Below are 12,196 nucleotides of genomic sequence, written 5' to 3'. Positions count from 1 at the left end.
TTGAATCACCCATCAAGTGCGATGGCTACGGCTGGCGGAGCGAGCGCGATTTTTCCTAACTTATTCAGCAAGCCCTATATAGTCATCTGCTCCAGCATCCAGCCCTGCTACTCGATTGGTAGTAGCATCCTCAGCCGTCATCAAGAGGATGGGTGTCTTGCAGTTGAGCGATCGTGCATTGTGCTTGCCTTCAGCGCGTAATTGCTGACAAAAGCTAATGCCGTCTAACTTGGGCAACATTAGATCCAGAATAATCAAGTCATACTCGAAGACTTCTGCTAATTCCCATCCCGCTTGCCCATCTGCTGCCATCTCAACTAAGTAATGTTGAGCTACGAGAGAGCGTCTCAATAGATCGGCGAGCACTTCATCATCTTCAACAAGCAAAACTTTCATAGGTTAGTTTCACATATTAGGAGGCTAGTAGTAGAGTTTAAACAGCAATCAAGGCAAAATAAAGCCCAAAGTTCTTTAAAAGCGAAGCATTGTGGCAGAACCAAAATCGATCGTCTCAGCTTGCGTCCCGCGTCCCTTGCCGAGAATCCGCAAGTCTTACTGACCGACTCAAAATCGCGAACATTTAACTGATTGACTTCGTTTTGCCGCAAAGCATTACCCCACAGCAGGCGAAGCAAAGCATAATCACGCTTCCCAGACAAAGTAGTAAAGTAGTGCGCTCGCGCTGTATGACGGTCAGCGAAGGAATCGGCTAATTTTGTCCAGTCCCGTATTGAACCAAGCGACGGATGCTGTGTATTGTACGCCCGCCCTCCGTGAGCTGGACTACCGCATTAAGAAATCCCCCCGACCGATGCAGTAATGCAGTAAGTATTCCAGACTCTCAGACGTAGACCTTATCGCGCTTGAGATGAAAATAGAAGGCACGGCCTAGCATTGCTCAAGAAAATCTGCGATGAGCTCTCCACCCTCAACATCAAAACCCTAAGTGCTGCACAGCCCGTCGCTTCGTTTCTTCGCCCCGGCGATCGTACTTAGCTGTCGTTACCGGCGATGCGTGCCCTGCTAACTTTTGCACTGTCACGATATCGACTCCAGCATCGAGGAGGTCTGAGCAAAACGTCCGCCGGAAATCGTGGGGAGAGAAAGAATCCACTCCAGCGAGGAAAGCCCGTCGCTGCAAAATCTTCAAAACACCATCGTCCGTCATCTGCCGAAATTGAATTTCTCCTCCCTTACGGATGGGAAAAAGCAGCGGCCCTGGCGCTTCTCCCCTCAACTTGAGCCACTTTTCCACCAACGCCATCGCTGCCTCTGGGAGATAAACCATCCTGTTTTTCTTCCCCTTCCCGAATCGAATTTCCAATGCTCCCGTGGAGCGGTTGAAATCGTCCAAATTAAGGCTGACTGCTTCAGCGCGGCGGATGCCTCCCCCCCGCAAGATAGCAATCAAGGCTGCATCTCGAACATCAACGGTACTCTCGCCAGAGCAGCTTTGCACCAGCGCTGCAATTTCATCCGGGGATAGCGCCCGCCCCCTTGGCTTTCCCGATTGCTTGACGCTTCTCACGTCCACCGCCTTGCTGTAATCCAGGGGGTCGATTAAATCTAACCGCAGAGCCTCCTTCAACACTCGCCTCAAGGCGCACAGCATTTGATTAACCGATGCTGGCGCGTACTTTTTCTCCAGTGCCGAGCGCAGCGCTGCCGTATGCTTGTAGCGCAATGCTGCCCAATTCAACGTCATCCGGTCGCACTCCGAGCCCGCCAGCAACTTCGCCATGATGTCGAGTCCTGCCACCATCGTTGCCTTCGAGCGATCGCTTCCCAAACTGTCGAGATACACCGCAGCGGGATGAAGCGCCAGCGGCACCGGTGACGCCAGCTTCAAGGTTTGTGGCTCTTGCTCTGGAAGTAGATCGAGCATTTACTCTTTCAAAGTGCAATTATAAATACTAATTTAGACTAATTTAGACTTGCCTTTATCCAAAATTTACCTCTCAAAAGAGTCGCCCTCTGCAGCACCTGGATGTTGGTTCTCGCCGCCTGGCAGAGGCTATTAACAAGCAATATTGCCCTGGTATATTCGCCCAAGCGAGAGCAGACCATACCCAGCTTGCTCAGAGCGCACTTCTCCTGATAGCGATTACCACTTTCTTGTGCTGTTTTGACACTCTGCTGCCAGGACTCACTCCCCCTAGCATAGTCCCCTGAAAACCAGTAAGCATTTCCTAGGCAGCATAATTTACAGACCTCAGAAGTGACATCGCCAATTTCCCGTGCGACGCTCACGCTCTGCTTTAGATAATCAACTGCCAAAGCAGATTCTTTTTGGGAATCGCAATTATCTAATAGCTTGTCCAGAGCATCTTTGAGCATATGCAAAACTGTTGCTTCCCCCTGAGAATTGCTAATTTCTCGATAAATAACCCGTGCTTGTTGTAAAAGGGGTAATATTTCCTCAAGTTGAGGGCTCTCAAAAAACAGTTGAGAGCTATCAACTTGAGAGCTCTCAAACAGCTTTTGACTTTGTTCGAGCAGTCTATCGGCTTCGGCTTTGCGAGAATTTTCCATTTTTCCAATCCTCCAGGGTTTACTCAATCGTTTTGGCGTAGTCTTCCAGGGCATTATCCAAAATGTTCAGGACTGCCTCCTCCCCTTTGGTGTCACCACTTGATCGGACGATCGCCAACCACTGCTTCGAGTATTCAACTGCCTGAGCAGAGTCGCCTAATGACAAGTAAGCCTTAGCTAGATTGGACAGAGCCAGAGTATCCTGACTAGGCTTCCCATGCTCTAGACTCTGCTGGTAGCACTCGATCGCCTTAGCCGATTCTCCCAAAGCATCGTAAGCAGTGCCTAAATGCGACAGAGCGAACCTCTCCCAAGAGCGATCGCCAAGCTCTTGTGCAATAGTCAAACTTTGTTCGAGGTAATTAATCCCCTTAGTATAGTTACCTAGACGAGCGTAATTAATTCCCAGACGCCCTAGAGTGTGCCCCTGCTCTTCACGGCGATCGCTCATCTGGCGTACAATCTCTAAACTCTGCTCGTGCCACTCGATCGCCCGAGCATAGTCACCCAAGTTATAAAAAGTAGTTCCCAAACTGCTCAAAATCTCTGCCTCCGTCGCTCGATCGCTCGTCTCGCGTGCGATGTCTAAACCCTGCTGGTAGTAATCGATCGCCTTGGCCGAGTCGCCCGTAGAATCGTAAGCCTTTCCCATACATCTGAGAGTTTCTATCTCCCAAAGGCGACTATAACCAATTTCCTGGAGAATCGCCAAACCTTGCTGATAGTAATCGATCGCCAAGGCATGGTTGCCCATGCAATCGTAAGTAATTCCCAGATTGACCAGAGAGCCTCCCTCATCACGGCGATCGCCAAGTTCGCGTGCCATGTCCAAACACTGCTGGGAGACCTCAATTGCATTCACATAGTCACCTAGGGCACGGTAGGGACCCCCTAGATTGAACAGAGCGGACTTCTGCTTATAGAGATCGCCACTCTCACGTTCGATGTCCAAAAACTGCTGAAAGACCTCAATTGCATGGACAAACTCACCTAAGTAATAGTAGGAATTCCCTAGATTGGTCCGAGCACACCTCTCTTCAGTGCGATTGCCAATTTCTCTGGCGATGGTCACACTTTGTTGAAAGCAATCCCTCGCTTTGGTATGGTCTCTCAGTTCTTGGTAAGCAAGTCCTAGGTTGCACAAAACGCAAGGATTCTGCTCGCGTTCACCAAGTTCTTGCCCGATGGTCACACTTTGCTGAAGATACTCAACTGCTTTGGCATAATCGCCTGAATCCTTGTAAGCAAGTCCCATCTCGCGCAGAACATCTCTAGTTTGGTGTAGAGTTTTTTCCTTCCCCTGATGATTGCCAATTTCTCGATAAATAGCTACTGCCTGTTCTAAAAGCGGCAAGGCTGCCTCAAGTTGCCCACCCTGATACTGCTCATTACCTTGCTCAAACAGTTTATCGGCTTCTGCTTCACGAGCATTGTTCATTTTTCCCATCTCCTTGGCGTTACAAAACAATCTCTCCTCAAGGATGTGCGGCCATTGCGTCAGTTTTAGCTAACTTGACAGTACCCTCTAAGGCTTGGTCTAAAATACCCAAAGCTACCTCCTCCCCTTGGGCATCGCCAATTTTTCGCACGATAGCCAACCACGACTTGGAATAATCAACGGCTTTGGTATAGTCGCCTGTTTCCAAGAAAGTTTTAGCCAGTTTTTCGATATCTAGGAGCGCTTGGAGGTAATCGCCTCTTTCTTGGGCGATGTCTAAGCTCTGCTGGCAGCACTCAATCACTTTGTCATATTTGCTTATGGTCAAGTAAGCTTTGCCCAAATTACTCAGAGCGCGTCCCTCCTCACAGCGATGGCGAATCTCTCGTGCCATCTCTAAGCTTTGTTGGTAATACTCAATTGCTTTTTCAGGGTCGTTCCAGGACAAGTAGGCATTGCCCATAGCCCCCAGAGTGCGTCCCTTCTCACGACGATCGCCTCTCTGTTTGCTGACATCTAAACTCTGCTGATAATACTCAATCGCTTTGGCACAATCGCCCACAGATAGGTAAGCATTGCCTAGATACCTTAGCGCTTCCTCCTGTGCCTGGAGATCGTCATCTATCCGCACAAGGGTTAAAGCTTGCTCTGAACAATCAATCGCCAAGGCATAGTCACCCAAACCCCAGAAAGCTGCTCCCAAATAGTTCAGACCGTACCCCTCTACCACGGCATAGCCAATTTCTCGTGTAATCTCTAAGCTCTGCTGTAAGTGTTCGATGGCTTTGGTATAGTCATCTAGGTTATTGTAGGTAATTCCTAGATTAACCAGAGCAATCCCCTCTCCAGAGCGATCGCCCCTCTGACGCTCCATTGTCAAAGACTGCTGGTGGCAATCTCTTGCCTTGAGATAGTCGCCTAGGGAAGAGTAAGCAATTCCCAGGCCGCACAAAGCGCAACTCCCCCGATTGAGATTACCAATTGTTCGTGCAATGGTTACACTCTCTTGGAGGCACTCAATCGCTCTGCCGTACTCGTGCAGGGAACTGTAAGCTTGGCCCAACTTGCACAGCTCACACGGGTTCTTAGTATAATCACCAATTTCTCGTGTGATGACCACGCTCTGATTGAGGGCCTCAATCGCCTTGGCATAATCGCCTGAACTCTCGTAAACAAGTCTCATCTCGCGCAGAGCATCTCTCATTTTATGCAGAGCGTCTTCCTCTCCCTGACGATCGCTAATTTCTCGATAAATAGCCAGCGCCTCTCGTAAAAACGGCAAGGCTGCCTCAAATTCCTTACTCTTATACTGCTCCTTACCCTGTTCAAACAGTCTTTCAGCTTCGGCTTCACGGGCATTGTTCATTTTTCCAATCCTCTGGCACTACTAAACACTTTCAATGGTGGCGAGTTCTAAGAAGCTGACAGCAATTGCACAGTTTCTCCAAAAGGGAACTGTTCCGAGTCCAAACCCCCCGGAGTCACAACCCACAAAACTGGAAGCACAGGCGGTTCCTGCGGAAAGGTGCCGTACCCATCGGTGAGGTAGACACACACCCCGCTACTGTGCCAGTCACGATTCAGGCTAACTTTCTCAAAAAAGGGAACGAAGGACGTACCGCCACCCCCTTCTGGCTTGGGTATCTCGCTATCAGCTTCCAGAGGATAAGGCCCATAGGCTTGCGCGTCAGCATAGTACAAGTCACAAGTTAGGTGAGGGTAAGCCTTGAGAATCCCCTGAACTTCACTAAGGAACAGTTGCATTTGCTGGTCTCCTATAGAGCCACTGGTATCCACAGCTACGAAAACTTGTACAGATTCGCCTTGGAGAGCTTCCAGGTAGAGCCCGCGACCAATAAAGCGGCGATCGAAACCCATAAAATCATTAGGTGTCTGCACCAGATAGCGCCAGAGGTAGGAGCGCCAGTCCAATTTAGCTTGGGTTAATGCCCTTAGCTCTCGCTGCATTCCAGCAGGTATGCTGCCCTGGCTGTGAGTAGAGCGGGCTATGGCAAGGGCTTGCTGCATGGCATCTCGCCAGTGAGCTTCCAAAGCAGCCTGCTTTGCTTGTGTCAGACTACCACTATCTATTTGGGATGGGGAATTCCCCTCTGCTCCCTGACTTGTTGCCTTATCCTCTGCCTCTTGCCACCTCTCCCCCTCTCCCATGTCCGACTGACCTTCTCCTGAAGCATCACAGGGCGACTGACTTAACAAGTCGGGTTGACAGGTAGAGCAATTGGGGTTTTGTTGTAGCAGGATTTCATAAATTTCCTCCACACTCAAAAGCTCTAGTTTTGGGTCGCGCAGAGCATCGGGGGGCAGTTCAAAGCACCCCTGTTGGGCAATCATCCCATTGACCACAATGTCGGCGGCAGCATTCCATAGCTCAGGTTTCCGCTCACCCTGGCGCGGTACGTGCAACAGAGCCGCATGCAAAACTTCATGTAACAGCAGACTATCGACTTGGGCTGAAGGCAGGGAGCGCAAAAAGTCGGGATTGAAAAAAATATTGTGACCGTCAGTAGCAGCAGTGGGTACTAATTGAGTGGGTAGGAAGTGGGTAAACAGCGCCAGGGTCGCGAAAAAAGGGGATTTCATTCGCAGTCGCAACAGCGAACCACTGATCTGCCGTTCCATCTCTGGTGCTAGTCTCATAAAGTCACCAAGCCTTGAAAGTTCTTCAGAAAACCTTGAAGCTGCGGGTTCTTTTGTACCAAAGTTGCCAAGGCTCCTATTTGTTCTTTGGCTCGCATACTCCGGAACAAATCCACAGCAAAAAGCTGCACCCACTCAGCAGCAGCTACCTTACTGAGCCAAGTGAAAGCATTGTCAGCTTGGAGAGCATCATTCGCTCGCACAGCCAGACCAATCGTGGTGGCGTAGCGGACTGAAGGCTCCTCAGGAAAAGGAATGGCATCACCTTGATTGCTGAGAATGCGCGTCAGTTCAGGCAAGGTTTCGTAGAGTTTAATAAAAGCTGCAAACTCGGCTGCGGTTTCGCTTCCTATGGCAGGTGTAATGTCCAGTCCAGCTTGATGCAGAAGACTTGCCATTACCCAAGAGCGGGGAGAAGGCCAAGCCGGTTGCTGAGGGTCTAGCTTATGGAGCAGGTTAGAGCGAAAAGATAGAAAGGCGATGATTTGCTCGTGCACTCTATTCGCCAGGGCATAGGCTTTGAAACTATCAAAATCTGGCTCGACTTGTAGGTGTAAAAAGCGATTGGCGAGGGGAGTCGGCATATCAAAGACGGCAGCCCGGTCTTCTTTGCGGTTGCCTGCTGCCCAGACGTACCAGCCTTCCGGCACCACGTAGGAACCAACCCGCCGATCGAGGATTAACTGCTGAGCCATCCCCTGCATCGCCGGCGGGGCCATATTGAGTTCATCAAGAAACAGGATGCCTCTGCCGGAGTGAGGCAGAAATTCTGGCGGATACCACTTGGAAATACCATCTTCTGCAACAGGTAAGCCGCGCAGGTCAGTAGGAGCCAGTTGAGAGAGGCGCACGTCCACAAAGTCAATCTTATGTTCTTTGGCGACTTGAGCAACAATGCTGGATTTGCCAATGCCGGGAGCTCCCCAGATCATGGTACTGATTTGTAGGCTATTTTTGACCAGGTTATTGAGGTATGTATTGAGAGCAGTAGGGGTCATGATTGTTGAGTGTGACGTTGTAAGTTGGCTTGAGCAGCAGCACGGACAATGCGGTTAATATCAACAGCTAAAGCCGTGAGGGTATTAATTGATGTATTAGAATTTTGGGCGATGGCATAACGCTCCAGCCAAGCTTTGGATCGACAGTTTTCTGCTAGGGTATTCGCTGGAGTTTTCGGGTGAAGGAAAATCAGGAGACGGGTAAAAAATGGCAGAGCGTTTTTGGCGTAGTGATCTAGCACCAAAGGTAAACCTTCAGGGTGAAGCTCTAGGTAGCGTGCGACTGCAACTCGGCGAACACTCGATTTAGGATCGTCAAATAGCTGTTCAAGAATACTCAAAGGGGTGTTGGGATGTTTTGCCGCACAGCGACGAATTTCATCTTTTTGATCCTTAGCTAACTGTTCTAGAAGACTCACAGGTACGTTTTGATTCATGGCAACGCCCCATCGGACATTCTCTTCCTTGTCTTGAGCCAATTCTGCCAAGAGGTTTAAAGGAGCATCCGGAAGTTGAGCCACGAAACGGCGGGCAGAGCTATCTTCATGGTGAGCTAATAATTGAAGCAGGCTCTCTTGGGTGCCTTCCCCCAAACTCGAAAGAATTTCGGGGAGTTCTGTTGCTGACAAAAGAGAAAATGGGCTGACACTGATAGCGTTGAACCTAATGGCAACAGCAGAGCGAACCCCCACATCTGTATCATGAGCCAACTGTCCCAACAGCGCGCCCCAAGGCGTGTTGACATTCAGAGCTACCATTCGGCGAACTCTAGCCTCCTCATCTAGAGCTAACTGCTCTAGAATTTTCGCTGGTGTATTGCCATATTTAGCAACACCTTTACGGACTTCACTCCTCTTATCGATCGCCATTTGCTCGATGAGTGTCACAGGAGTTTTGTAACCGTTAACCTCAAGGGTATGGAGGTAGCTGTAATTCAAAGAAGCTAACTTTCCGGCTAACTGCTCTAGTATCGTGTCAGGTGTGTTGAAATTCCAGGCGAGATGTTGGCGAACTTCTGCATCCTTATCCTGCGCTAACTGCAAAAGAATCGGAGTTGGGGTGTGGGGACTGAGGGCAATATTGGTGCGAACAAGATTATTGTCATCTGTTGCTAATTCTTCTTGCAACCTAAAAGGGGTGTTGGGGTTCCAGGCGAGCGCCTCGCGAAACTTCTCCTGCTCCGCTAATTGCTCCAAAACGCTAGTGGGAGTATTCACAGACTTAGCGGCATCCAGAAGGACTTGATAACAGTAATGCACTTTACCTGAAGGATGCTTTGTGGCGCACAGGTGCTTGATAATAAAATCGGGAATTAAGCCAATTTTTTGCAACTCAAGTAGTGCGTAGCCTCTATCCTGTTCTTGCGATACTTGTAGAGTAATGTTCTGAATTATTTCACGAGCTGCTTCATCCCAGCCGGAAGTCATCTCTCCTGCTAATTTCACGTGCAACCGCAATGCCTCTGCTATTTGAGACTCCAGGCTGTGAACTAGCTCTCCTGCCCAGTTTATATAGGATGGCGAGGCTTCTACTAATAGAGAATTTTGGCTTTGAGTCAGCTTCTCCAATACGGTTTTAGGAGTTTGGCTATTCGTCGCTACGGCTAACTGTACTTCTGAATCCGCGTGAGTCGCTGCCCACTCCAGGAAAAATTCTGGCACGCTTTCTACGCGGAGAATACTCCGCAAAGTAGTTAAAGGAATTTGCTCGACTAGATTCGGGTTTTCTAGCAACAATAAAGAGAAGATAGGGTTGCCTAGCAGTTGCTCTGGGAATTCGCTTCCTAACTCCAGCAACACTTCAGTCTGGGTATTGGGGTTTGCTGCTACATGAGCGCGGATGGTAGCATCGCTGCTAACACTTAATTCTCGTAACAAATTGGCGGGCGCACTGGTGTTATTAGCAACTAATTGTGCGAGGTCTGTACTAACTGTTGCGAGTTCAATGAGACGTTGTGGTGGTGTACTTTCGTTTGCTGCTTCTTGTTGGTAGTTCAGACATTCAGAGGGCTTAACTTCCATGTTCGGATCCTAGAGATAAAGTCAATGTATGATTTGATGTTTTAATTGTTGAAGTCTTGTTGCCAATCATTCTGTTGCTTAGCGAAGTCACTCGTTTTTGGCGAGGACACCAGTTCGCGATAACTGGAGTTTAGGTGATTCCCACAAAAGAAGGTACTCAAGGATTTAAAATAAAGGTGGGAAAAGCAGAGAGAGTGTGAAGTAGTTGGAAAACCCTCAAAATGACACAAGGAATTTAAGTGTTGAGCAAATCGAAGACTTGAGATTGGCAGCCTCAAAAATGGTTGGAGCAAAACGCAGAGACTTTCTGGCGCAAATGACCAACCAATTTTGCCGAGTGAGTCGGTTGGTGGCGAAAACCATTGCTGTAGAGAATCCCGATCGCACTCTATATCATCTAAACTCAAGCTACCGTCGCCCAGTTGCAAGCTGCCTGGACTGCTGTGAGAAATGAGGTGAATGTTGTCAATATTGCTGCGAGCGCCTAAAATTTCAGTAATTTGGTCGATCGCATCTTTATTCCCATCCAAAACGACTACTTCCGTACCCGATTTTACCCCGGCAATCAAACTTTGATAATTTTCAACTTTAGTATCTATAAAGGCGATTGCACTTGGTGAAAGTTGATTATTTAAAATTGGCATACTGCACCTACTAATAGCTAAAAAAAGACAATTATTCCCCTGTTTCGCGACTTGCATCGGAAACTATTTTTGAAGGCTGTAGTAACCATAACTGTTTTTTCAGAAAATTTGTATAAAGTTTTCTTTATAAACACTTTTGTAATTAAAGTTTTGATAAAGATGGGGAAATTTATTAAGTAACATTACGGATGAGCCAGCGCGAGGTGGTTCACTTAACCCAAAAAACCTTCAATAGCAAGTATCATTATACTTAAATATTTGGTAGTGATGCACAATAATGGTTTAATATTAAATCCACATAAATTTCGGAGGTAAAAGTATGGAATGTCCTAATTGTCAAAGCGATTTATTGTTAAAAATGGAAAGAGTTATTACGAAAAACAGCGATTTAAATGTAAAAATTGTAGTCGTCAATTTATTAAAACTTCTCAATATAAGCAGATTTCGCCAGAGACTAAAGCCTTAATTGAGCGGCTAATTTTAGAAAAAATTTCTTTAGCCGGAATTGCTAGAGCTACGAGGGTATCCCTTCGATGGGTTCAGAATTATGTAAATAAAAAGTATGCCGAAATTTCCCAAGGAATTTTGGTGATGAAAAAACCTTCATATCAGTTGACTTTACAGCTAGATGAAATGTGGTCATTTGTCAAAAACAAGCGAAAAAAGCAATGGCTCTGGATAGCTTTAGATCAAAATACCCGTGAAATTGTTGGACTTTATATTGGAGACCGCTCAAAAAAATCTGCGTCCAAGCTCTGGCAATCTTTACCTCATGTCTATAGACAATGTGCTGTTTGTTATACTGATTTTTGGGAATCTTCTTCTGAAGTGCTACCCTTTAGAAGACATCGACCTGTAGGTAAACAATTGGGAAAAACCAGTTATATTGAAAGACTTAATAAGACTACTTTACGGCAGCGAATTTCTCGTTTGGTTCGTAAAACCTTGTCTTTCTCAAAAACACTGCTCTCACCATATTGGGGCAATTTTTAAGTTTGTACATCACTATAGTTCTTGCATAAGAAAAAGATATCCTTACTGTGCATGACTACCAATCCTTCAACAACCTCGATGAATTAGAAAATATTTTAGCACAGCGATGTTTGTGGTTAATGGAACATCCAACAGTTATTAAAGGAGTAGCCGATTTTAAATGGCTTCAAACTATGTAACGAACTGTAACAATACTAGCTTTGCCAATTTGGTATAATTAAGCGCCTGATTTTTACCCAAATCTCAGGCTATTCCACAATCTTTCCAAAGGTTGACTCAAGGGCATGATACCAGTCTTTCGCTTTCTGGAATGCTTTACCTCCCGTACCGCAGCCAAACACATCTCGACTGCTTGCTGTGACTCCCAATCTCAGTAGTTTTAAGCTCAACCAAAGCGCTTTATCTGGTTGAGCGGGAATCAGGGCAATGACTTCACTTACTGTATCTACTTCACTGCTTCCCCGACTGCTCAGTAGCGCCATCACCCTCGCCAATGCCTTCGAGCGCTCTGGTTCAGGAAGTAAGGAAGTAGTGCTGGAATCCTTATCCTGCAACACTTCACTAGCTTCATCTGCCACTTTGTCCGCTTCACCTTCTGATGAAGTAGCAGTATCTTCCCGTGCAGTAGCTTCATCCGCCTGCCAGGATTCTAGGAGCCTTTTCTTGGCTAATTCCCATAGTTCTTGAGAGTCTTCTGATTCCTGAAGAGGAGCCAACTCAGTTGCTTGAGTTGTTTCACTATTTACGGAAGTTTCTAGTTGGGATGCCTGGTTGGGAAGCTCTCGTTTCCATTTGCTCAAGTCTGGCACAACAGCCGGGAATTCGCCTAACTCGCAGCGTAAGGATTCAGGTCTGAAATTCGGGAATGAGGTCAGGCATAGGAAAGTAGTCACAAGAATGGGCAGAAAGAGC

10 protein-coding genes and 1 pseudogene are annotated in these 12,196 nt (G+C 47.4%); 1 reads left to right on the top strand and 10 read right to left on the bottom strand.

Features of this window, described 5'->3' with window-relative positions; translation table 11 throughout:
• Window positions 1-60: 60 nt before the first annotated feature.
• From QT990_RS34195 to QT990_RS34155, 9 genes are all read right to left on the bottom strand, one after another.
• Window positions 61-396 (bottom strand): response regulator, encoded by a 336-nt coding sequence (locus QT990_RS34195; RefSeq protein ID WP_333466333.1) that lies wholly within the window; start codon window positions 394-396, stop codon window positions 61-63.
• A gap of 538 nt (window positions 397-934) precedes the next feature.
• Window positions 935-1,885, bottom strand: a complete 951-nt coding sequence (locus QT990_RS34190; RefSeq protein ID WP_333466332.1) for a tyrosine-type recombinase/integrase — start codon at window positions 1,883-1,885, stop codon at window positions 935-937.
• A gap of 38 nt (window positions 1,886-1,923) precedes the next feature.
• On the bottom strand, window positions 1,924-2,532 hold the full coding sequence (locus QT990_RS34185; RefSeq protein WP_333466331.1) for a hypothetical protein: 609 nt from the start codon (window positions 2,530-2,532) through the stop codon (window positions 1,924-1,926).
• A gap of 19 nt (window positions 2,533-2,551) precedes the next feature.
• Window positions 2,552-3,970: a tetratricopeptide repeat protein gene (locus QT990_RS34180; protein ID WP_333466330.1), complete on the bottom strand. Its 1,419-nt coding sequence runs from the start codon at window positions 3,968-3,970 to the stop codon at window positions 2,552-2,554.
• A gap of 37 nt (window positions 3,971-4,007) precedes the next feature.
• Window positions 4,008-5,336 (bottom strand): tetratricopeptide repeat protein, encoded by a 1,329-nt coding sequence (locus tag QT990_RS34175; protein WP_333466329.1) that lies wholly within the window; start codon window positions 5,334-5,336, stop codon window positions 4,008-4,010.
• Window positions 5,337-5,383: 47 nt separating this feature from the next.
• Window positions 5,384-6,628 carry a DUF2201 family putative metallopeptidase gene (locus QT990_RS34170; RefSeq protein WP_333466328.1) on the bottom strand — a complete coding sequence of 415 codons (1,245 nt, stop codon included), beginning with the start codon at window positions 6,626-6,628 and terminating at the stop codon, window positions 5,384-5,386.
• Window positions 6,625-7,560, bottom strand: a complete 936-nt coding sequence (locus tag QT990_RS34165; RefSeq protein WP_333466327.1) for a MoxR family ATPase — start codon at window positions 7,558-7,560, stop codon at window positions 6,625-6,627. The genes QT990_RS34170 and QT990_RS34165 overlap by 4 nt, the downstream gene beginning before the upstream one ends.
• 62 nt (window positions 7,561-7,622) lie before the next feature.
• Window positions 7,623-9,647: a HEAT repeat domain-containing protein gene (locus QT990_RS34160; RefSeq protein WP_333466326.1), complete on the bottom strand. Its 2,025-nt coding sequence runs from the start codon at window positions 9,645-9,647 to the stop codon at window positions 7,623-7,625.
• Between the two features lie 41 nt (window positions 9,648-9,688).
• Window positions 9,689-10,291, bottom strand: a complete 603-nt coding sequence (locus QT990_RS34155) for a DUF4347 domain-containing protein (RefSeq protein WP_333466325.1) — start codon at window positions 10,289-10,291, stop codon at window positions 9,689-9,691.
• A gap of 319 nt (window positions 10,292-10,610) precedes the next feature.
• Between QT990_RS34155 and QT990_RS34150 the strand changes: the two are divergent.
• Window positions 10,611-11,339, top strand: a pseudogene (locus QT990_RS34150) (IS1 family transposase).
• A gap of 193 nt (window positions 11,340-11,532) precedes the next feature.
• Here QT990_RS34150 and QT990_RS34145 read toward each other — a convergent pair.
• Window positions 11,533-12,196 (bottom strand): hypothetical protein (locus QT990_RS34145; protein ID WP_333466324.1); only part of this gene is annotated, 664 nt, incomplete at its 5' end.

Origin of the sequence: Microcoleus sp. T3_B1 (genome assembly GCF_036700445.1) — a bacterium.
Lineage (GTDB): Bacteria > Cyanobacteriota > Cyanobacteriia > Cyanobacteriales > Microcoleaceae > Microcoleus.
This window is presented reverse-complemented; position numbering and strand designations above follow the sequence as displayed.